This is a genomic window from Emticicia fontis (genome assembly GCF_054779675.1).
In genome coordinates this window covers 376,988-400,072 of the sequence record NZ_BAAGXU010000064.1, presented here as the reverse complement: position 1 = coordinate 400,072, position 23,085 = coordinate 376,988, and the positions used below count along the sequence as shown (strand labels likewise).

The following is a 23,085-nucleotide window of genomic DNA, read 5'->3' as shown; positions in this document are numbered from 1 at the left end:
TTGCATTTAGCAAAGGTCTTTATTCATTTTTACTATTCAAATTTTAATGCGTTTAACCTGATTATTGCTTACCATTGATTATGTAAACTTTTGTCGCACAATAGGGAACGGTAGTCTATAAAAGACCCTCAAACAAAAAGAACAGCATTGAATACTCCGGTTTTCTAAATTATCTTTGGGTATTATTTTTTGTAAGTATCTACTAAAATTTATAAAAGTATTAAGAAAAAATTCTTAAACTTGATAGATTTTAAAAATAGCAAAGTCAACCCCCTCTATTTCTAATGAATAACTTTAATATTAACCGACGCCGATTCATGCAAGGTGCGTCTGCTTCTTTAGCATTATCTACCTTTGGTGCAAGAGGCATGGACATTATCAATCCACCAACAGCTTATCGTGTAGCACTCATTGGTACAGGGTGGTACGGCAAAAGTGATTTATTCCGTCTGATTCAGGTAGCTCCCGTTGAAGTCATAGCTCTTTGCGATGTTGACAAAAACATGCTGAACGAAGCTGGAAAGCTAGTGAGCCAACGCCAGAAATCAGGCAAAGTACCTAAACTCTATACTGACTACAAAAAACTACTGGCCGATAATCAGTTAGATATTGTATTGATTGGTACTCCTGACCATTGGCACGCATTGAATATGATCGATGCCGTGAAAGCTGGTGCCAACGTATATGTACAAAAACCAATCAGTGTGGATGTGATGGAGGGTGAAGCTATGGTTGCTGCTGCCCGAAAATATAATAAAGTGGTTCAGGTAGGTACTCAACGTAAAAGTACACCTCACCTGATTGAAGCGAAAAAGAATATTGTTGATGCGGGTTTGTTAGGTAAGATTTCCCATGTAGAAATGTGCTGCTACTTCCATATGAGAAACAACGGAAATCCTCCTGTACAAGCCGTACCTGATTTTCTTGATTATGAAATGTGGACAGGCCCTGCTCCTATGCGGCCTTACGATGGTTTACCGCATATCCGCTGGTGGCGTACATTCAAAGAATATGGTAACGGAATCATGGGTGATATGTGTATCCATATGTTTGATACGGTCCGCTGGATGTTGAAACTAGGCTGGCCTACCAAAATATCTTCTACCGGAGGTATTTACGTACAAAAAGAAGGAAAATCGAATATTGAAGATACACAATCGGCGATCTTTGAATATCCTGAACTGAATTGTGTATGGCAGCACCGCACCTGGGGAACGCCAAATAACCCTGATTATCCTTGGTCGTTCACCTTATATGGCGAAAAAGGCACTTTATGGGCCAGTACCATGGCGTATGATTTTATTCCACAAGGCAAAGGAGATAAAATCCATAAAGATGTGGTATATGAAAGAGAGAAATATCCGGAAGATTTAACAGAAGACAGAATTGAGTTAAACGCCGCTCCGGCAACTCGTCTGCATATGTTAGATTTCTTAGCTGCAATTGAAAACAAAGGCAGACCGGTGGCTGACATAGAACAAGGTCATATTTCAACCGCAAGCTGCTTATTAGCTAATCTTTCGATGCAAACAGGCCGTCCGATTGTTTATGATCCAGTGAAACGCGAGATTGTTGGTGACCGTGAAGCAAATGGTCTTTTGGCTCGTCCGTATCGTAAGCCTTATGTACACCCAGATCCAAAAAAGGTTTAAGAATTACTTTTCAATCGATAAAGAATAGGTGGGCGAAGGTCTGCCTATTTTTATTCCTCGTCAATATCAAATGTCTTGGCTATTTTCTCTAAATTTAAACTTCTGGCAGAAGCATTGAAGATTTCGCGATACACGCCATTTTTCTCATACAGTTCCTGATGGACTCCTTGCTCTACTACTCTTCCTTTTTTCATGACAATAATTTTATCTGAGTCGATAATCTGAGATAGACTATGAGAAATAATTACGACTGTACGTCCTTTTTTAATATCATCCAGGCTATTTTTGATTTGTTCGGTAGCAATGGCATCCAGACTAGCGGTAGGTTCGTCTAAGATAATAATAGGAGGGTTTTTCAGAAATAATCTGGCAATGGCAATTCTTTGTTGTTGTCCACCAGATAAGAGTTGTGCATCTGATTCATATTTATCCGGCAATTCCATAATCTGTTCATGCAATGACGCTTGTTTGGTTGCTTCTATGATCTCCTCTTTAGTGGCATTCATATTACCATAGCGTATATTCTCTTCGATATTACCTTTAAAAATATGATTCTTTTGTAAAACCATCCCAATATCATCTCTTAGTACCTGCGTATCATATTTGGATAAATCTATCTTATCCAGTACTATTTGTCCAGAATCCGGGGCATAAAATTTAACCAGTAAATTAATCAAAGTACTCTTGCCTGCACCAGATAAGCCAACTAAAGCCGTTGTTTTCCCATTTTCAATTTCAATAGATATATCGGTCAAAGCTTTTGTACCATTCGGGTAGGTAAAATCTACATTTTTTAATAAATAATCTCCCTTGATTTGTGTCGGTTGGAAATCACCGCTTTTTTCAATGGCTTTTTTATTGTCTAAAATATCAAAGAACCCCTCTGAATAGGTGAGGGCATCGTTCATTTCATCGTAAATACGATGAAGCTGACGGATTGGCGCCGATACATTATTAAAGAGCATGATATGAAACATAATTGCCCCTATGGAGATTTGTCTGTCTAAAACCAGATAGGCTGTCAGGATGATGATTAACACTACTCCTATCTGCTCTACAAAGCTCTTGATAGCATCAAATAAAAAGTTGGTTCTGCGGGTAGTCAATTGCAAATCCATCAGTTTCATTTGCAGGCCATATTGCTTAGTCTCTTCGTATTTTTCTCTTACAAATGATTTAATAACTACGATTGATTCAATCAGATTGATGATACCATTACTCTTGTTTTCTCGCTGGAATTTGAGTTTTCTTCTTACCCCCTGCAATTTATCTGCCTGTACATAACTAATCCAGAAGTAGATTGGGAGAATCATAGTAGCGACTAAACCTACATACACATTGGCTGTGAACATCACGATCAAGGCCATAATTGAATTGGCAAAGAGCGGGAGAATATCTATGAAGAAATTCTGCACCAGTTTAGTTAAACTTTCTACTCCCCTATCAATACGTGTCTGCAGTTTGCCTTTCTGGTTATCACTATCGGCATAAAATGCCATCTGATAGCTCAGAATTCGGCTCACTACTTCCTGTGATAAATCGCTTGAAATATTAATTCTGATTTTTTCACCGTAGAATTTTTGACCGAAAGTGATAAAAGAGTTTATCACCTCTTTGACACATAAAACTAAAGTGATTTCTAAGAGAAGAGGATACCCTTGCTGGATTGTCAGATGTTTATCTAACATTCCCTGGATAGTATCGACCGTATAGCGCAAGACCCAAGGGTTTACCTGTGCTGTAATAGCTCCCAGTAATGTTAGTAACAAAGCCAGATAAATTAGGCCACGATAAGGTTTGACAAAAGGCTGCAAACGCTTAAATATACTCCAGATGTTCATGTGATTGTGTGAGAAATAGCAGTAATTAAAAGGGATTTTAGTGTATACTCAATTTTTACTTTTAATTGAATATGAGTTTATCTTTACGTAATGTACATTCAATATTGAGCGAATCTTTCCCTATTCTTCCTCTTAATAAGAGTTTATCAGCTACAGACTTTTCTAGTTTCCATGTCTGAGTTTCATAGCGGGTATTCTGATTATTAATAAAGCTAATGGTTGTCTGTTTTTCGGTAGAATCCATAAAATATACAAATCTTTGCCTTTTTAAAGGGCCTTGAAGAACACCAGCGTAGCCTTCAAAAAAACACCTGTTAAAATTACTTGAATCAGTAGCAGTAGTAGCCACCCAGTTGCCATTTTCCCACTTTTCAATTTTTTCTACTTTCCAGGCGCCATATAACTTATTTTTAGGGGCTGATTGATTAGCAGCCGTTAAATAATCGTAGGTACTTATCAGAGGGTCATATAAGATATAACCAACCAATAAGATATTGATACCTAAACCTATTCGTTTCAATAATTTTCTATCGGCCAAGTCAGGATAATAAGGCGCCGGAACTTCTTTATTGGTAAAAAAGAATTTCCAGAGTCTATTACTATATTGCAGGAAAATATAAGTAGCCACTGCCAAATAGGTAAATGAATTGAGTTTGACACAAACATCAAAGAAGATGTTAACCAGCCATACATTCAGCATGACCACTACCATCAATAATGCTCCTAATAAAGCAGTGCGGCGAAAAAGTAGCAAAAAGGCAGGAATCACTTCTCCCCACCCCAGAAAGATCTGATAGCCCTTTGAATACCCAAAGAATGCCCATGCCACACGCATAGGGCTTAGTTCGGCCATTCGGGCATCCATATTTGCCATTAACTGAGGAAATTGTCCAGCAAAGACCTTAGCTAAACCATAGCTCATAATTATCCATGCCAGGTACATACGCAGGAGAAATACAAGTATAGGCTGGACTCTATATGCATTTGGAATTTTAGCGTGTAATAAATTAAATAGTAATCCGACCGCTCCACCAATAAGCGCGCCTCGCCCTACTACCTGATAATGCTGTGGGAAATCCCCACAACCACTATTATAATTGGCCTGAAAGAATACACCGATAGCCATTCCGACTACCGTAAAACCAAGAATATTATTCCAGAAGCTGACATCCGTCAGACTGAGACGTTCATAATAGCGGTAAGGTTTAGTCATGATATGGTATTTGTTATTGTTTCCACTTGATATTACAACCCATACTCGGGTATTGGATTTCTGAGACTAGTTGATTGGCGAGCATGGCATTCAGTGCGCCTCTTAAGTCACTTCCGGTAACAGGCTTAGGGTTTTCCATTTTTGGTCGGGATTCATCTAATCTGCCTCTATATCTTAATCTCAGTTCTCCATCAAATACGTAAAAATCTGGTGTACAGGCTGCTTCAAAGGCTCTTGCTACATCCTGAGTTTCATCATATAAGTATGGGAAAGTAAAACCCGACTCTCTCGCAAAAACTTTCATCGCATCAGGGCCGTCCTGTGGGTAATGTTCTACGTCATTAGAACTGATAGCTACAAATGAAACGCCTTTGGGTTGGTAGTCTTTTGCCAGTTTTACTACCTCATCTTTTACATGCAATACATACGGACAATGATTGCATATAAACATGACAACTGTGGCTTTGTCGGAACGCAAATCATTCAATGACAGCAATTGTCCTGTGATGGTGTCAGGTAATATAAATATAGGAGCTAAGGTCCCAATGGGAAGCATATTTGATTCAGTGCGTGCCATAATTTATCTTCTTGCAGGATTAAAAAGCAAATTAATTAATTTCGGTATAAGATGATAGGGGTAATAATCGTTTTAATTGTCAGATGAATAGATTAATTAAACCATTTCTGTTTTAATTAATCTAAGAACTAAAATGTTTATAGAATTATGAAAAATCAATCAAAATTTCGTACGCTAACCTTGGCAGGACTTTTTGCTCTGCTTGCTTTATCGCTTTCGAGTTGTGTGTATAGTGGCCGACCTGTCCGTTATTACGATAGGCCAGCTTATAGTAGTCGTCCGTATTATAGGGTTCAGCCAAGAACAAGAGTTGTTGTAGTTCCAAGATATGATAGACATCACCGCAATTATGACCGACATCATCATGACAACGGCCGTCGACGCGGTGGAAGATATTAATAGCTATTTTGGTTTAAAAACCAGTTTATAGATTGCGGATTACGCATAGCATCCAGCGAAACCGCTTTTTCAACCGGAGTGCCCATCAGGATTTTCTTGATGGGCATTTCCATTTTTTTACCACTAATGGTATAAGGTATTTCCGGAACTTCAAAGATGGCATCAGGCACGTGTCTGGGGCTATATTGTTTTCTGAGTTGTGCTTTAATTTTCGCTATTAAATTATCATCTAATAGTCCGTTCTCATGCAGAACTACATATAATGGCATAAAGAAACTACCATCAGGCTTTTCTATACAAATAACCAGGCTATCTTTTATTTCGGGTATGGCCTCAATTGCATTATATACCTCAGCAGTTCCTATCCTTACGCCATCACGATTCAGCGTAGCATCTGACCTGCCGTAGATAATAATTCCCAGATTTTTGGTAATTTTTATCCAGTCACCATGTGTCCAGACATCGGCGTATTTTTCAAAATAGCTGCTACGGTATTTTTGGTTATCTCTATCTTTCCAAAAATACAGAGGCATGGAAGGCATCACGTTTTTTATGACTAATTCTCCTACTTCATTATAGATTGGGCTACCCTCATCATTCCAGGCTTCAATATTTGCTCCTAACATCCTGCACTGAATTTCGCCAGAATAAACCGGTAGATAAGGGCATCCTCCCATAAATGCACTACATACATCAGTTCCGCCACTTAAAGAAATCAGATGCAGGTTTTTAGAAACATTTTCATAAATCCATTCAAAAGCTTGTGGTGGCAAAGGTGAGCCTGTTGAACCCAATGTTTTAATTTTAAGTGTATTATCCTTAAAAAAATGCGTACCTTGCTTCATATAATTGATATAAAAAGCAGCTCCACCCCCAAAATGATTCACTTTGGCATCTCTGGCAAATTGCCATAAGACATTAATATGAGGGTAAGCAGGTGAACCATCATATAAGCATAAGGTTGCTCCACAAGCCATTGAAGAGAGAGCAAAATTCCACATCATCCATCCGGTTGTTGAGTACCAGAAATACCGTTCTCCCGGTTGCACATCCTGGTGAAACGCCAGCGCTTTCAGGTGTTCTATCAGATTTCCTCCGGTGCTATGGGTAATAGCTTTGGGTTTTCCGGTCGTACCTGATGAATAGAGAATCCAGATTGGGTCGTTAAACTCAACCGGAGTAAAGGTTAGTTTTTCATTAGGTGTTATCGATAGTATTGTTTCCCATGCTTCACTCTCCAAAATAACTGTATCGACCAATGATGGTAGTTGTTCAGATAATTCTTTTACAATAGCCGATTTATCAAAAACCTTACCGCCATAATTGTAACTATCGCATGCAAAAAGGATTCTAGGCTCTATCTGTTGAAAACGGTCTATCAGACTCTCCAAACCAAAATCAGGGGAGCAGCATGACCAGATAGCTCCTACTGAATTCACGGCTAAGAAAATGGCTATTGTATCGGGAGTATTAGGTAAATAACCTACTACCCTATCTCCTTTCTGGACTCCTTTTTCTTTCAGATACTTTTGCAGGGCTGAAACTTCGTTTTCCAAGCTTGCCCAGGAAATTTCAGTTAGGGTTTGGGTTTCAGATTGAAATATAATGGCAGGACGTTCGGTAGTTTTATGACGAAATATATGTTCAGCATAGTTTAAAGTGGAGCCTTCAAACCATTTGGTGCCAATCATTTCGTTGTTGGTTTGTTGTAATACCGATTGGTAGCCAGTATGAGCATGGATTTCGAAGAATTGAAAAATTGTCTCCCAAAAGTCTGCAACATTATCAACCGACCATTGCCACAAAGCCTGATAATCTTTAAAAGTCAGGTTTTTATGAATCTCAAGCCAGGATTCGTATTTTTTTAGATTCGATTCTTCAATATATGTGGTGGAGGGTGTCCAAAGCGGGATATTCATGCCTATTCTTATTTTAAGGCAATATTATGAAGATACTTTTATATTTTAATTGTCAGAACAATTATTTTATCTATCTAATTTATCAGATATTAGCAGCTTTAGCGCCACTCAAAATTGTAGCGGGTATGCTTGTAGCCTTTGATTTCCATGCTGGCACTACCAATTGGGAACTCAAGCTCTATTCTGATGGGTACTCGGTTTCTATCATCAGATACCCAGATTCTGATAGCATCTTCACCTTTAAACATTTCGTTCTGTGGTAAAATTGGCGTTAGTTTAAGTACATCAATCTTACCGAATCTGGTTTTTACTACGCCCCTACCATTAAATTTCACTTTCATCTGGTAGATTTGATCGTCGAAAAACATCGGTGCGGCCACACTTTCGCCCACCTTCATTTTTGAAAAATCTAAGGTACGTAAGAAATAATAACCCGAAACCACATCGTGGATATTGTTGGGCAGATCAAATGCCTTCTTTTCATTGTTCTGTTCTCGCATTGCAGAGTTGGCCGCGTGATCAAAAAGAATGACCTGATCTTTTTTATAATTGTTTTCCTGCAAACTCATCAGGAATTTTTGCGGCAAAATAGCAGAGGTATCAAGATAAGAGCGATAGGTATTTCTGATATGAAAAAGGTCTGTTAAACCAGTGGTACGACCAAAAACATTAATCCGGAAACATGCGCGGTTATTGACAGAATAAATCTGTGGGCTTACTTCAACTGTTGCTTCACCTACGGGCAGTATACCGTACTTTATTTTATACTCAAAGTATTCTCCCGCCTTAAAACTTGTATTAGGTATAAAGCGATACGTATCTCCTACCACAAATGATGAGGCAACGAATAAAAAACAAACAGTCAATATTTTTACAAGATATTTCATCTAAACTAGGCTAAACAAAAGATATAACTAAAAAAATATGCCAATATCAAAAAACAATACTACTTGGATACTCCTTTTTAAGATATGTCAGGTATTTTTTAAAATCCTGATTGAATTTAGTTTTAAACTCTTCTTCAAACTGATTTTGCTTGCTCTGATATGTGAGATAGCCAATAAAATAAGCATTATTTACCTCGGAAGTTCGTCTGCGATTCTTTCTGAGTGATTGCATTTCTCCTTTCATCAACGTATCAGTTGAACTTATTATTTTTCCTATCAAATCAAATTTAAGGGAAGTTCTCTGGCTGATTGTTAAGCTTTTATTAAAACTATGATACAAATTATCCAATTTTTTTGCTCCCCTGATCAGGTGTTTTGTGTAAGCATCACTAAACATCTTTGAGCGCTCATATTTTCTCAACTCTTCTGAATCCCTGCCATATTTATAGGCTAAAAATCTGATAGCTCCATATTCTCCAATGAAATCAGCCAGATTCTCATTGAACTCCAGGTTATTTTTCACAAAAAGCGTTCCATGTGTGAGTTCATGAATAATCAATGATGCTAATCTGGCATCAGAATAATAAAGCATAGAACTCAGAATCGGATCTTTCAGATAACCTAAAGTACTCCAGGCTGAAACCTCGTTCAATTGTGTATCAAAGCCTTGTTTTTTCAGTTCCCCTATTTCCTTATCAGCCAATTCTTTTTCAAAATGTCCTTTATAACTAAAAGTACCTACAATCGGGAAATGCCATTTTTTTGCTTTCAGCTCAAAAGGTTCACAGGCAGTCATTACCCATAAAATAGGTTTGCCATGTTGATTATAAAATGTGGTATAGTTTTCGGAAGGATTTAAACCCAAAGAATCAACTGCGAATTTTTTAATTTCCTGAATCAATTCAATCCGTTTCTTTAAAGAGTCGGGGAAGGTTTTGTCTGCCATCACCTCTTTTACCGGACGCGTATTAAAAATGATTTTTAACTGGCCTTTTGCCTGACGAAAGCCATAAGCGGCAGCATCGAAATTGAACGCAATAAAGCCTACCAGTAGGATGAAGAATACAAGAAAAAAGTATTTGATAAACTTTTTAAAACCAAGCCACATATTGCAATATAATTGAATCTCTTATTTTCTATAAAGAAAACTATACTCAGACTAATAAACAAAAATAAAAGCCACTCTGTTCAGAATGGCTTTATATTTATCTATTTCTTAATATTATCTGCTTAAATAGAGATTTCTTTCAGCATAAACTTTCAGGAAGAAATCATCTGTTAAATCGTCGATGAAGTAAATACCTTCACCTGTCGATTTCATCTCAGGCCCTAGTTCTTTATTCACATTCGGGAATTTGCTGAACGAGAAAACAGGGATTTTAATGGCATAACCTTCTTTATGAGGATTGAAATTAAAATCTTTTACTTTTTTCTCTCCTAGCATCACCTTAGTTGCATAATTTACATAAGGCTCACGGTAAGCTTTACAGATGAAGGGTACTGTACGAGATGCTCTTGGATTTGCTTCAATTACATATACCTTCTCATCTTTAATCGCAAACTGGATATTGATTAATCCTACCGTATTTAAACCTACGGCAATTTTCTTCGTGTATTCCTCTATCTGAGCAATCACATTTTCGCTTAAATCAAACGTTGGTAAAAGCGCATAAGAGTCTCCTGAGTGGATACCTGCAGGCTCAATATGCTCCATGATACCGATGATATATACATCTTCTCCATCACAGATAGCATCAGCCTCTGCCTCTATTGCATTTTCAAGGAAATGGTCTATCAGGATATTGTTGTCAGGAATATCGTTCAGGATTTTAACCACGTGTTGCTCTAATTCCTGCTCGTTGATAACAATTTTCATGCTTTGTCCGCCTAGTACATAACTTGGACGAACCAATAGAGGGAAGCCTAGTTCACGAGAAACTTCAACCGCGCGATCTGCACTACGAACCGTATCAAATAAAGGGTAAGCAATATCAAGTTCTCTTAATCTTTCAGAGAATCGACCTCTGTCTTCTGCTAAATCAAGCGCATCGTAAGAAGTACCTATGATTTTGATACCATATTTAGTTAGTTTTTCTGCCATTTTCAGGGCAGTTTGTCCACCTAACTGTACAATTACACCTTCCGGTTTTTCGTGTTGAATCAAATCATATACATGCTCCCAGAATACTGGCTCAAAGTATAATTTATCTGCAATATCAGGGTCTGTTGATACAGTTTCAGGATTACAGTTCAGCATGATGGTTTCGTAACCACATTCTTTAGCTGCTAATACACCATGCACACAAGAGTAATCAAACTCAATACCTTGCCCGATACGGTTAGGGCCTGAGCCCAATACCAATACTTTCTTTCTGTTCGAACTTACCGACTCATTTTCAGGATTTTCCTGATCAACGTTGAAAGTAGAGTAATAATATGGTGTTTTTGCTTCAAACTCTGCCGAGCAGGTATCAACGCATTTATACACGCGCTTAATACCTAAAGCATTTCTCTTATTGAAAACCTGACTTTCTTTACAATTCAGAATATGGGCAATCTGACGGTCAGCATAGCCTTTTTGCTTGGCTGTTAATAGTAAATCTTTGTCTATATCATCAATTGAGAATTGCTCCATTTCTTTTTCCAGCAATATCAATTCCTCAATCTGACGTAAGAACCATTTATCTATTTTGGTAAGATTCTGTATAGTTTTGAAAGAAAGCCCGGCTTTGAAAGCATCATAAATATGGAATAAACGATTCCATGATGGATTGGCTAATGATTTCTTCAATGCATCCTGATCTCTCAATTCTTTGCCATCTGCACCTAAACCATTACGACGGATTTCTAATGATTGACAAGCTTTTTGAAGCGCTTCCTGAAAATTACGGCCGATACCCATCGTTTCACCTACCGATTTCATCTGTAAGCCTAACGAACGGTCAGCACCCTGAAATTTATCGAAGTTCCAACGTGGTACTTTTACGATTACGTAGTCGATGGCTGGTTCGAAAAACGCTGAAGTACTTCCTGTAATCGGGTTAATTAACTCATCAAGATTATACCCAATCGCCATTTTTGCGGCAATCTTGGCAATCGGATAACCAGTAGCTTTTGAAGCCAGCGCCGATGAACGGCTTACACGAGGATTAATTTCGATAGCAATAATCTCGTCTGTATCAGGATGCAATGAGAACTGAACATTACAACCACCTGCAAACTGTCCGATTCCGTTCATCATCTTGATTGCCATATCACGCATTTTCTGGTAAATGGTGTCTGGCAATGTCATGGCAGGAGCAACTGTAATTGAGTCTCCTGTATGAATACCCATCGGATCGAAGTTCTCGATGGTACAGATAATAACGATATTACCTTTATTGTCGCGCAATAACTCTAACTCATATTCCTTCCAACCCATGATTGATTGCTCAACCAATACTTCGTGTACTGGTGAAGCATGTAAGCCATGGTTAAGCGCTTTATCAAAATCTTCAGGATTATTTACAAATCCACCACCAGTTCCACCTAGGGTAAATGATGGACGAATAACCAATGGGAATCCTATTTCCTGTGCGATTTCTTTTCCTTCCAGGAATGAACGGGCAGTACGGCCTTTACATACGCCTACGCCTAGCTCAAGCATTTTTAGTCTGAACTTCTCACGATCTTCGGTTGTCTCAATGGCTTTGATGTCAACACCAATAATCTGCACATTGTATTTTTTCCAAACACCACTTTTATCACAATCAATGGCAAGGTTCAATGCAGTTTGTCCGCCCATAGTTGGTAAAACGGCGTCAATTGGTTTACCCATTGCGCGGTGTTTTTCCAGAATTTCTACGATAGATTTTTTCTCCAGTGGTTTCAGATAAACATAATCAGCATTGATAGGATCCGTCATGATAGTTGCCGGATTTGAGTTAATCAAACTCACTTCAATACCTTCTTCCTTTATTGATCTTGCTGCTTGAGAGCCGGAGTAATCAAATTCACACGCCTGACCTATGACAATGGGGCCTGAGCCTATGATAAGAACTGACTTAATATTGAGATTTTTTGGCATTTTTTTTTGTGAAGGGGTTTCGATTCGTTAATCGAAGAACAAAGTTAGTACAGATTTTTGATTCTATCATTGAAAACTTAAAAATACCTTAGAAAAGTGCAAAAAAAAGATAAAAATATCTCATTAAACAGCAATCTTCATTAAGTCTTTTGCCAAAGTCTAAAAGATAGATTTTACCACTGTGCAGCAGTATCGTTGAAGACATTTAATACCAATTGGTCAAGGATTTTAGGCACTAATGAGCCTTCTACCTGAGCCAATGTTTGTTCTTGCGGGAAGTCCTGATAAAAAGAATATTCTTTTTCAAAACTATCATCCTCGCTTTTTGAATTTACAAACCTTACTTCTATTCTGATGGTTAATCTGTTAAGCGCAGCTTTATCACTTGCGGTAGCAGCTACCGGAGTAAGTTCATAACCAGTAATTGAACCTTCTAAAAATAAATCTCCATCATTGGGTTTTAATTTCAGACTGGTATTACGCTGATAATATTCTTTTAGTTTTTCGGTGAAAGTCAAGGTAAGGTTGGCAGGGCCACCGGCGGTGTTCATCACAAAAGTTTGAATCGTGATAGTTTTTAAATCGCTCGAAAGAGTTGTACCCGTAAAAGAATAGATTTTGCATGAATCAAGCATTAGTGCAGAACATAAAAAAAGCGACAGAACTAAACACCTTTTTGCTACTACACCAAATTTATCTTTGTTTGTGTTTAATCCTATGTTATTCATCTTCAATATCGTATTGCTTGATTTTTCTATATAATGTTCTTTCAGAAATGCCCAGGTCAGATGCTGCATATTTACGTTTAAAGCCATTTTTCTTCAAAGCTTTAATAATCATTTCTTTTTCCTGCCTCTCTAATGAAAACGAATCTTCCTCCGTCTCATGCGAAATATCTTCTATATTATTTCTATCGTCCTGAATTTCGTCAATCTTGATAAATCCATTTTCGTCAACTGGTTGATATGGCTGAAATGGGCTCGCTACCGGGCCATACATATTCTGAGGTACAAGTGCAACACTTTCATCCTGATGAATGCCATTAAACAAGTCGCTATGTTGTTTCATCATTTCAGGATTTATCTGCCCGCCTTGCATTAATGACAGAACCAATTTCTTCAAATCAGTCATGTCTTTCCGCATATCAAAGAGTACTTTATATAATAAATCTCTTTCTGAAATACCACTGTCAACCCCACCATTCATGCCTTTCAGCAAGGTAGGCAAGCCACTTGATTGTTCACGGGGAAGGTATTTAGTCAAGACTTCGGCTGACACCAATCTATCGGTTTCCAGAATGGTAATTTGCTCTGCAATATTTTTTAGCTGACGAATATTGCCCGGAAAGCGGAAATTCATCAATAATTGCGTAGCACTTTCTGTTAGCTCAATGGGCTGAATATGATTTTTTTCGGCGAAATCGTAGGAGAATTTTCTAAAAAGCAGGTCAATATCGTATCCACGCTCGCGTAACGGTGGCACGTATATAGGAACTGTATTTAAGCGATAATATAAATCTTCTCTGAATCTACCTTTTTCAACCGCATCAATCAGATTGACATTCGTTGCCGCAACTACCCTTACGTCTGTTTTCTTTACTTTAGAAGAGCCTACCGGAATAAATTCGCCATTCTCTAATACACGCAATAAACGGGCTTGCGTGCCTATCGGTAACTCAGCTATCTCATCGAGGAATATTGTACCAGAATTAGTGGTTTCAAAGTAACCTTTACGGTCGTCGATAGCACCTGTAAAAGAGCCTTTTACGTGTCCGAATAGCTCTGAGTCAATAGTTCCTTCAGGAATAGCTCCACAGTTGATAGCTATAAATGGCCCATGTTTTCGTGAACTTAGTGCATGGATTATTTTTGAAAACGATTCCTTTCCACTCCCACTCTCTCCGGTTATCAGGACAGTCAGGTCGGTTGGGGCTACTTGTACGGCAATACTCAGGGCATAATTCAATGCAGGCGCATTGCCAATGACTCCGAACCGATTCTTGACTGATTGTATTTCTGCGTTGTTGGTCATTATAATTCTAAGCTAAAACTTCTTCCACTGCCTTGCCTATCAAAGTTGCTGCGGTGCACTCAGTTACCAATACGTTTACGTAATCGCCTTTCTTGAAATTCTCTTTTGGGAAAACCACCATTTTATTCTGGTCATTTCTACCACATAAGTGTTCTGCAGAACGTTTTGAGAAACCTTCTACTAAAATCTTATGCACTTTACCTATGGCTAATTGATTACGCTCTAATGAGTGCAATTGTTGTTTGGCAATAACTTCTGTCAGACGTCTGTTTTTTACATCGGCAGGTATATCATCAGTCAATTTTTTAGCTGCAGGAGTATTTGGTCTTTCAGAATAGGCAAACATATAACCATAGTCATATTTTACGTAATCCATCAATGAAAGTGTGTCCTGATGATCTTCTTCTGTTTCAGTACAGAAACCTGTAATCATATCTTGTGAGATACCACATTCTTCGCCCAGAATCTCGCGGATTCTATCAATCTTACCCATGTACCATTCGCGGTCATAAGTACGGTTCATCAGGTCAAGAATACGACTGCTACCACTTTGTGCCGGCAAGTGAATATATTTACAAACGTTTTCATGCTTTTTCATCGCATAAAGCACCTCATCTGTAATGTCTTTTGGGTGAGAAGTGGAGAAACGGATGCGTAGGTCTGGATTGATTGAAGCTACCATTTCCAGCAAATTAGCAAAGGTGGTGGTATTAAGGTCCCCATTCACGCCTTTCCATTTGTATGAATCTACGTTTTGGCCTAAAAGAGTAACTTCTCTGTAGCCTTGCTCAAAAAGTTCAGTGGCTTCTTTAACAATCGAGAACGGGTCACGACTTCTTTCACGTCCACGAGTATAAGGCACTACGCAGAAGCTACACATATTATCACAACCACGCATAATGCTGATGAAAGCAGTAACACCGTTTGAATCTAAGCGGATAGGTGTGATATCGGCATAGGTCTCTTCTCTTGATAGAAATACGTTTACGGCTTTTTGGCCGTCTTCTACTTCGTTAATCAAATTGGGTAAATCACGGTAGGCATCAGGGCCTACTACCATGTCTACGATTTTCTCTTCTTCCAGAAACTTGGTTTTCAAACGCTCTGCCATACAGCCTAATACGCCAATTTTTACATTCTGGCGTTTTTTCTTCATAGGCACCAGGTGTTGCAGGCGATTTCTGACCTTTTGCTCGGCATTCTCACGGATAGCACAAGTATTCAGTAAAATCAATTCTGCTTCTTCTATTTTAGAAGTAGTCGCAAAACCATTTTCTCTTAATATAGATGCTACAATTTCGCTATCCGCAAAATTCATCTGGCATCCATAGCTTTCTATATATAGCTTGCGTTTGCTATTGCTTTCTTCGTCCACACTCACACGTGCTACATCTAAATCTTTCTTATCTTCTTCTTTCAGAATTTCTAATCTGCTTGTTACTAAACTCATGATTATTACCTTGATTTATCAAACACAACTCAATCGACAAAAATAAAGTTCTTATTCCGGTTAATCGACTTGCACAATTAAGACACAAATTTACTACAATACTGACAGATTGTCAGAAAAAAATTAATTAATTATTCTTAAACAGATGCTATCCCTCTTTTACCTCTATCTATTTTCAATAATCCTTTGTAATTTGCTGCACATTCAACCTTATAACCTGTTGCCCTTATGCCTTTGCTCATTACTATTATTGGGCTTATTGTATTGATTTTGCTCATTTCTTATTTCAAACTTCATACATTTCTTTCTTTTTTAGTAGTTACATTAGGTGTAGGCTTAGCTTTACAAATGCCCCCGGAAAAAATATTAACGGCAGTTCAGCAAGGTATTGGCGGAACACTCGGTTCTATCGTTTCAATTATTGCCTTGGGGGCTATGCTAGGTAAACTCGTAGCGCAAAGCGGCGCAGCCCAACGGATTTCAACCAAAATGATGGAGATTATCGGCACGGGCTATGTTCGCTGGGCTTTTATGATAACAGGTTTTATTGTTGGGCTACCACTTTTTTATTCAGTGGGCTTTATGCTTCTGGCTCCTTTGGTTATCACAGTTTCGTATAGATATAAATTGCCTGCGGTTTACATTGGTATACCCATGTTAGCTTCTCTCTCGGTTACGCAAGGTTATCTCCCACCCCATCCTGCTCCTTTAGCTATTGTGAAACAATTTGAAGTTGATATGGGCTTGACACTGTTTTATGGCATCATAGTGGCTATTCCGGCAATATTGGTTTCGGGTGCCTTGTTTGGGAGTACTTTAAAAAAATATCTCACCTTACCGAATAAGGCTTTTATTGCGCCTGAGCTAAAAGATGATGAAATGCCTTCTACTTTTATGAGTTTTATTTCAGTACTCTTACCTATTCTGTTGATTAGCATTTCTACCATTATTCTTCCCTATTTTCCTAAGGGATCATTCATGCATCAGCTACTGACTTTTGTGGGAGATCCGATTGTGAGTATGTTTATTTCGGTCTTGTTTGCTTCTTATGCTTTAGGTATTAAGCAAAATAAAACGATGGGAGAAGTAACAAATTTATTAGGAGACTCAATTAAAGAAGTAGCAATGTTGTTCCTTATTTTTGGTGGTGCCGGAGCTTTGAAACAGGTTTTGACCGACGGAGGTGTCAATCAATCTATTGCTTCCATGATGCAGGCATCTTCTTTGCATCCGTTGATTTTAGCCTGGGGAATGGCGGCTATCATACGTGTGGCGGTGGGTTCTTCTACTGTTTCGGGTATTACTACTGCCGGATTTGTTGCACCGTTATTGGCTTCTACCCATACTGAACCGCACCTGATGGTATTGAGTATTGGTGCAGGGAGCATGATGTTTTCTCATGTAAATGATGCGGGCTTCTGGCTTTTCAGAGAATATTTTCAGCTTTCTATGACCGAAACATTGAAAACCTGGTCTATTATGGAAACATTGGTTTCTGTATCAGGACTGGCTGGCGTAATGGCATTGAATGCGTTTATCGGATAAATCGACTTAAAAAGGATAACCAATAGCGAAGTGGAACACAGGATAGTATTCGTTATTCCTGCCTAATCTGGTTTTATTCAACACGAAACGATCACCCTCTTCCCTAGAAGGGTCTATTACTTTTACCCCCCAATCAAAACGGGCAACAAAGTAGTCTAAATCCAGACGAATACCAGCGCCTGTACCTACTGCGAATTCTTTATAAAACCTGTTCCAGGCAAAATTAGCCTCATTGTATTTGGATGAAATCTGGTACCATTTCCAGACGTTCCCAGCATCAATAAACAAGCCTGCGTTCCAGTTACCGATGAATCGGAACATATACTTGCGATATTCTATACTTCCTTCTAAGAGAATATCACCCGGTTGCTGGAAGAAACGGTTCCCAACGGTTACCCCTTGTGCTGAGCCTGGGCCTAAAGAGCGTGGTCGCCATGCTCGGATACTATTAGGGCCGCCAATAAAAAAGTTTTTTTCGAATGGTAGAGCCTGATTATCTCCATAAGGATGCGCTACGCCTACATTCACCCGATAAGCCCACGAGTCGCGGGCATTGATTGGGAAATATTTTCTGAAATCTATATTGACTTTTAAAAATCTGAAATACGCCCGCTGAATGGTATCTAGTGGAAATAACCGGTCAATGAATTTGATTTTATTTTTATCCGGAAAAAAATTAAGCGTTGTTCCACCTGATTCTATGAAAATCCTCAGATATTTAGCTCTGATATTTTTTCCCTGCTCCTGATTATTGAAAATATAGGTGGCGTTGATACTCGAAACGAATTGCGGATCAAATAATACTTTCAGGTTATTGCCACGTGCTGCTTCTGATGTCAGGATTGAATCAAAGGCATAACTTTTATAAGGGGTATTAATCAGATTAATATCGAATGGAGAAATCTGAATAGTTTCATATTTTGATTTTAACCATGAGTAATTACCGGTTAATCTAAAAACCTGTCTACGATACAATTGTTGGGCCGAATTATTATAACTCAAAGCCACTTGAGTACGTGGACTTTTCAGGCTTAAGCTATTGGATACTTTATTAAAGAAAATAATTTTCGGGAAGTTAAAAGCCAGATTTGCCCCCAATTCACGGCTTCGTTGAACGGTTGTATCTAGTCCTGGTTGTCCTTCCAAATTGGCTCTAATCCCTAATTCAGTCGTTTCTAAGGCACTTAACAGGTTTCTTGCCCTTAATGACACATTGGCTCCACCTCCGAGAATTCCATTAATGTTATTAACATCGAAGTTGTAAGAGGAGGTATACTTAGGGTTTGTTGGGGCAATAATATCTGTACGCAGCCTATTATCAGGCAATTGTGTAAACTTAATATTGGCAAAAGCAAACTGATCAAGGCCGTAGAGTTGCCGGTTTGTTTCATTTACTACCGAAACTCTGAAAAGCTGATTCGGGCGAATCAGTATTTTTTTATCCAAAAGTCTTGTTGGGAATCTTTTACCAATAAAAGTATAATTAATGCCGCTATAAGTTATTTGGGTGGTATCTCCTCCAACTGTCGGATCATTTGAGGGGTCAGCAGAGATAAAGTTTACCGATTCAAAATGAAATTGCTCATGCTGATTTCTGGCAACAGGGTTTCTTATCAGCATTTTTACATTTACCCGATAATTACGTTTGATATAATCGGTCGTATCAATTTCAGTTGATATATAGTTTTTGGCGATAAAATTATAATAGCCTTCGTCTTTCAGAAGCAGCTCTATCCTACCCTTTTCCAAGGTAATATTATTCATGTCTATATGCGCTCCCTGCTTTATCATGGTAGAAGCCATGGTAACTTTAATAATACTATCGACGCGAGGATCCTTGATATCATACGTAATGCTATCAATATAATAGGCGTTTTTTTCTTCAACCGAATAAGTCAGTTTTATTCCTCTCTTATTACTAACCGAATCTATCTGATAAGCAACGGTATTATCAAAATAGCCCTTATTATAAATATATTTCTGAATCGTTTCAGAAGTATGTTTAATGGCGGCCTCTGTGATTTTTGCAGGTGGTTCGCCCACGTTTTTCATCCACCAGTTTTCTTTGGTATCTAATCTATCCTGATAAATATTCTTTTTCCGCTGATATCTTGCTCTCTTTTTTTCTATATCTGCATTAAATTCAGGAGAACTCGGCAAAGCTTTGAGTTTAGCATCCCATCTATCATAACGTTTTTTTATTTTAGCAGAATCATAGAAAGTTTTCCCCAAATTATATAGCCCCACATAGGGAGTAATAGGCAGATTAAAAGGCCGACGATTAGGTTTTTGTGTAGGAGGAATAAGGTACTCTAATTCCTCAGTTGAAATTTGTTTATTACCTTTGAACGCCAGACTGTGCAAACGATATTCGTTTGGCTCCAGCTGTACTTTGCGTGAACACGAAAAGAAAAGCAGGAACAATAAAGGCAGGTACTTCATTTTATCACTCACGACATTTCTTTGTGCTTTCTGGGTCTTGGTATGTCTTGATGATAAATAAGAAAAACGCATAAATTCTATTGATATGTTTTCTAAGCAGCAACAAAAATACGTTCAATCCTTACAAATAAAAAAATATCGTCAAGAACACCACGCTTTTTTAGTAGAGGGAGCGAAAAGTGTACTGGAATTGATGGATTCTGATTTTCAGATTGAGTTGTTGCTCTGTACGTCTAAATTCTTTGAAGAAAACGAAAAAAAACTCAAAAAAATATCGGTTGAGCAAATTTCTCAGACAGAATTAGAGAAAATAAGTACCCTGCAAAGCAATGATGCAGCGGTAGCAGTAGTAAAAATGAAGGCAAATGTCAATCTTCAAGCCAGTGAAAAAGAATTTGTTGTGGTGTTAGATGATATTCGTGATCCGGGCAATTTAGGTACTATCTTGCGAATTGCTGATTGGTATGGCATTACAAAGGTGATTTGCTCTGATACGACCGTTGATTTTTATAATCCAAAAGTCATCGCAGCCTCGATGGGTTCATTTACCAGAATCCAGACCTTTTATACTGATTTGCAAGCCTATTTTGAAAAGATTTCGGGTCAAACTCCTGCTATTATTGGTACATTTCTGAATCATGAAAACCTGCATCAATTCAGTTTTCCAGACGCCGGCTATATTGTTTTGGGCAATGAATCGAATGGTATTGGAGAGGTGGTTGAGAAGTTTGTAACCAACAAAGTAACTATTCCAAGATTCGGACAAGCCGAGTCATTGAATGTAGGCATCGCCACAGCTATTGTTTTAGATAACTTAATGAGAAGAAAATAATCCTGTTATGAATAAAGCCTATTTTGAAGATCTCTCTTTTGATAAAGTTGATTTTGTGGCCACTACACTGGCCAGGGGTGAATATGAAAACTGTGCGTTCAGCAATTGTAATTTTGCTGAGGTGCATTTATCAGGCTATATTTTTTCAGACTGTGTATTTAAAGACTGTAATTTGAGTCTGGCTCAAGTGAGAAGTACTTCATTTAAGGGTGTAAGATTTAACTCCTGCAAATTGTTGGGTATACATTTCGACCAGTGCAATCCTTTTCTTTTTGAAGTAAATTTTGAAAACTGCCTGCTTAATCTTTCTACCTTTCAAAAATTGAATCTTAAAAAGACTAGATTCAAGGATTGTACGATTCATGAAGTAGATTTTTCAGATGCTGATTTAAGTAGCGCCATCTTTGATACCTCTGATTTAACAAGAAGCAATTTCAACAATACTAATCTGGAAAAGGCTGATTTCAGGACTGCTTACAATTATTCAATAGATCCTGAAAGAAACAAGCTTAAAAAAGCTAAATTCTCTTTGCAGGGTGTGATTGGCTTATTGGATAAATATAATATTTCGATCGGGTAAAACTATTCCGCAACTTTGATTTCGAATAGCCCTAAAGTTACTCCCCAATAATGCATAGGAAGACCGCCTGTCGGAATTATTTGCTTTATACCGACGTAGGTATAGCCAGCATTCAGATAAATCTGATGCAGCTTGGCATTATCCTGCCAGGTATCTAATCTAACATAATCTATTTGATTAGTTTTAGCAAAATTGATTGACCAATCGGTAATCAATTTCACAAATCCCCTACCCCTGAAATCAGGATTTGTAGAAATGCGGTGCACATAAACTGCTGAATCTTTGTCTTTTTCATCCCAGATGTCGGGGTCGTTAAAGGCGGTCATAAAAACACAGGCTACTTCTCCGTCAATTATTATTTTCCATTGGCGATTCTCTTCAATTTCTTTCAATACCATTGCTTTATCAAAGCCTTTCCATACTAATTCACTCACTGCTCTTTGATGTGCAATGGCGCTATCGTATAGGCTCATTAAGGTGTCTAAATCGTCAATTGTAGCGTTTATAATTTCCATCATTCTTTATTTTTCTGCAAAAATTTGCATTATAAATTTATTCTCCAAATATTTGCGTAACTAATTACGTAATTAATTACCTATTATGGATTTAATATCAGATTTAGGTGCCTTGGCACTTGGCAGCCGTTTAAAACGGCTAAGCGACCGGATGATGAAATCGGTTTCGGAAATATATAGGAATTCTGGTGTAGACTTTGAGTCGAAGTGGTTTCCTCTATTTTATTTATTGAGTAAAGAAGGAGAAAAAGGGATTATGGAGATTGCCGAGATTTTGAATATTAGTCACCCTGGAGTGATTCAGATAGCTAAAGAAATGGAAAAGGCAGGTTGGATAGAATCAGAGAAATCTGGGCAGGATGCCCGCAAAAGACACTTAAAACTGACTGAAAAAGCCTGGCAGAATTTACCTCAATTAGAAGAAATGTGGGTGAGTTTCAGGGAAAATAACGCTAAGATTATTCGTGCATCTCAACAGAATATTCTTAAGGCTTTGGAAGAATTTGAGCATTTTCTTGATAATAATGATTTCAAAAAACAATACTATGAGACTTTTAAGGAAATGAAAGACAACCAACTTGAAATAAAGCTTTTCGATGAAAAATACCAGCAACAGGTAGAAGATATGGTATTGTCTATCCAGAATGGTGAGTTTAATTTAGGGCTAACTGCTCAAAGGCAACCCGATTTACATAACCTAAAAGCATTTTATAATGATAAAGGCAATTGGCTTTGGGTTGCTACTAACAATAGAGATGAGGTTGTTGGCACTATTGGTTTAGAACGATTGAATAGTGAACAGTCTGTATTAAGGAAAATGTTTATCAAAAAAGAATATAGGGGCAAAACTCTGGGTTTAGCTCAGAAATTATTTGAAATTTTGGTAAAAGAAGCGAAGCAACAGCAATTCAAGGAAATTTTACTGGATACTCCATTGGTTACTCATGCGGCTCATCGTTTTTATGAACGCAATGGTTTTGATTTAATCAGTAATGATTTAGTGCCTGATAATTACATTTTGCCTAAGGGCATTACATTAAAAATCTATCGGCTGATTCTATCTAAGGGTTAATACTAACACCAATTGTACCTGAAAAGCCTGCTCCCTCATAAAAGTTTCCATTCAATTCCATAGC

The 23,085-nt window shown here is 38.0% G+C and carries 18 protein-coding genes; 6 read left to right on the top strand and 12 right to left on the bottom strand.

Going from position 1 to position 23,085, the window contains the following annotated elements; genetic code table 11:
• The first annotated feature begins 284 nt into the window (after positions 1 to 284).
• Complete coding sequence (locus ACYVFA_RS25490) at positions 285 to 1,652, top strand: Gfo/Idh/MocA family protein (RefSeq protein ID WP_460474685.1); 1,368 nt, start codon at positions 285 to 287, stop codon at positions 1,650 to 1,652.
• Positions 1,653 to 1,702: 50 nt separating this feature from the next.
• Here the strand turns inward: ACYVFA_RS25490 and ACYVFA_RS25485 are convergent, their stop codons facing one another.
• The 3 genes from ACYVFA_RS25485 to ACYVFA_RS25475 form a co-directional block, all read right to left on the bottom strand.
• Complete coding sequence (locus ACYVFA_RS25485) at positions 1,703 to 3,493, bottom strand: ABC transporter ATP-binding protein (RefSeq protein ID WP_460474684.1); 1,791 nt, start codon at positions 3,491 to 3,493, stop codon at positions 1,703 to 1,705.
• Positions 3,494 to 3,554: 61 nt separating this feature from the next.
• Positions 3,555 to 4,706: a DoxX family protein gene (locus ACYVFA_RS25480; RefSeq protein WP_460474683.1), complete on the bottom strand. Its 1,152-nt coding sequence runs from the start codon at positions 4,704 to 4,706 to the stop codon at positions 3,555 to 3,557.
• A 13-nt stretch (positions 4,707 to 4,719) separates the two neighbouring features.
• The gene (locus ACYVFA_RS25475; RefSeq protein ID WP_460474682.1) at positions 4,720 to 5,283 is read right to left on the bottom strand and encodes a thioredoxin family protein; all 564 of its coding nucleotides are present in this window, start codon (positions 5,281 to 5,283) and stop codon (positions 4,720 to 4,722) included.
• A gap of 180 nt (positions 5,284 to 5,463) precedes the next feature.
• Here ACYVFA_RS25475 and ACYVFA_RS25470 point away from each other — a divergent pair, with 180 nt between their 5' ends.
• A complete protein-coding gene (locus ACYVFA_RS25470; protein ID WP_460474681.1) occupies positions 5,464 to 5,682 on the top strand; it encodes a hypothetical protein in 219 nt (72 codons plus the stop codon).
• Here the strand turns inward: ACYVFA_RS25470 and ACYVFA_RS25465 are convergent.
• From ACYVFA_RS25465 to miaB, 7 genes are all read right to left on the bottom strand, one after another.
• Complete coding sequence (locus ACYVFA_RS25465) at positions 5,679 to 7,601, bottom strand: acetoacetate--CoA ligase (protein WP_460474680.1); 1,923 nt, start codon at positions 7,599 to 7,601, stop codon at positions 5,679 to 5,681. The two genes, ACYVFA_RS25470 and ACYVFA_RS25465, sit on opposite strands and share 4 nt — an antisense overlap.
• Positions 7,602 to 7,699: 98 nt before the next feature.
• A complete protein-coding gene (locus tag ACYVFA_RS25460) occupies positions 7,700 to 8,488 on the bottom strand; it encodes a DUF3108 domain-containing protein (RefSeq protein ID WP_460474679.1) in 789 nt (262 codons plus the stop codon).
• Between the two features lie 46 nt (positions 8,489 to 8,534).
• On the bottom strand, positions 8,535 to 9,596 hold the full coding sequence (locus ACYVFA_RS25455; RefSeq protein WP_460474678.1) for an aminopeptidase: 1,062 nt from the start codon (positions 9,594 to 9,596) through the stop codon (positions 8,535 to 8,537).
• Between the two features lie 114 nt (positions 9,597 to 9,710).
• The gene (gene carB / locus ACYVFA_RS25450) at positions 9,711 to 12,554 is read right to left on the bottom strand and encodes a carbamoyl phosphate synthase large subunit (protein ID WP_460474677.1); all 2,844 of its coding nucleotides are present in this window, start codon (positions 12,552 to 12,554) and stop codon (positions 9,711 to 9,713) included.
• A gap of 173 nt (positions 12,555 to 12,727) precedes the next feature.
• Positions 12,728 to 13,189, bottom strand: coding sequence for an LptE family protein (locus tag ACYVFA_RS25445; RefSeq protein WP_460474676.1), 462 nt, complete (start codon positions 13,187 to 13,189; stop codon positions 12,728 to 12,730).
• Positions 13,190 to 13,274: 85 nt separating this feature from the next.
• Positions 13,275 to 14,585 carry a sigma-54 interaction domain-containing protein gene (locus ACYVFA_RS25440; RefSeq protein ID WP_460474675.1) on the bottom strand — a complete coding sequence of 437 codons (1,311 nt, stop codon included), beginning with the start codon at positions 14,583 to 14,585 and terminating at the stop codon, positions 13,275 to 13,277.
• 7 nt (positions 14,586 to 14,592) lie between these two features.
• Complete coding sequence (miaB, locus tag ACYVFA_RS25435) at positions 14,593 to 16,035, bottom strand: MiaB/RimO family radical SAM methylthiotransferase (protein WP_460474674.1); 1,443 nt, start codon at positions 16,033 to 16,035, stop codon at positions 14,593 to 14,595.
• Between the two features lie 228 nt (positions 16,036 to 16,263).
• Here miaB and ACYVFA_RS25430 point away from each other — a divergent pair, with 228 nt between their 5' ends.
• Positions 16,264 to 17,580 (top strand): transporter permease, encoded by a 1,317-nt coding sequence (locus ACYVFA_RS25430; RefSeq protein WP_460474673.1) that lies wholly within the window; start codon positions 16,264 to 16,266, stop codon positions 17,578 to 17,580.
• A 6-nt stretch (positions 17,581 to 17,586) separates the two neighbouring features.
• Here ACYVFA_RS25430 and tamL read toward each other — a convergent pair whose 3' ends face one another.
• Positions 17,587 to 20,094 (bottom strand): BamA/TamA family outer membrane protein, encoded by a 2,508-nt coding sequence (gene tamL, locus ACYVFA_RS25425; protein ID WP_460474672.1) that lies wholly within the window; start codon positions 20,092 to 20,094, stop codon positions 17,587 to 17,589.
• 13 nt (positions 20,095 to 20,107) lie between these two features.
• Here tamL and ACYVFA_RS25420 point away from each other — a divergent pair, with 13 nt between their 5' ends.
• Positions 20,108 to 20,854, top strand: a complete 747-nt coding sequence (locus ACYVFA_RS25420) for a TrmH family RNA methyltransferase (RefSeq protein ID WP_460474671.1) — start codon at positions 20,108 to 20,110, stop codon at positions 20,852 to 20,854.
• A gap of 7 nt (positions 20,855 to 20,861) precedes the next feature.
• A complete protein-coding gene (locus ACYVFA_RS25415; protein WP_460474670.1) occupies positions 20,862 to 21,434 on the top strand; it encodes a pentapeptide repeat-containing protein in 573 nt (190 codons plus the stop codon).
• Between the two features lie 2 nt (positions 21,435 to 21,436).
• On the opposite strand, the gene ACYVFA_RS25410 is transcribed toward ACYVFA_RS25415, so the two are convergent.
• Positions 21,437 to 21,952, bottom strand: a complete 516-nt coding sequence (locus tag ACYVFA_RS25410) for a GNAT family N-acetyltransferase (protein ID WP_460474669.1) — start codon at positions 21,950 to 21,952, stop codon at positions 21,437 to 21,439.
• Positions 21,953 to 22,034: 82 nt separating this feature from the next.
• On the opposite strand from ACYVFA_RS25410, the gene ACYVFA_RS25405 reads away from it, so the two are divergent.
• Positions 22,035 to 23,021, top strand: a complete 987-nt coding sequence (locus ACYVFA_RS25405) for a bifunctional helix-turn-helix transcriptional regulator/GNAT family N-acetyltransferase (protein WP_460474668.1) — start codon at positions 22,035 to 22,037, stop codon at positions 23,019 to 23,021.
• Positions 23,022 to 23,085: the final 64 nt, after the last annotated feature.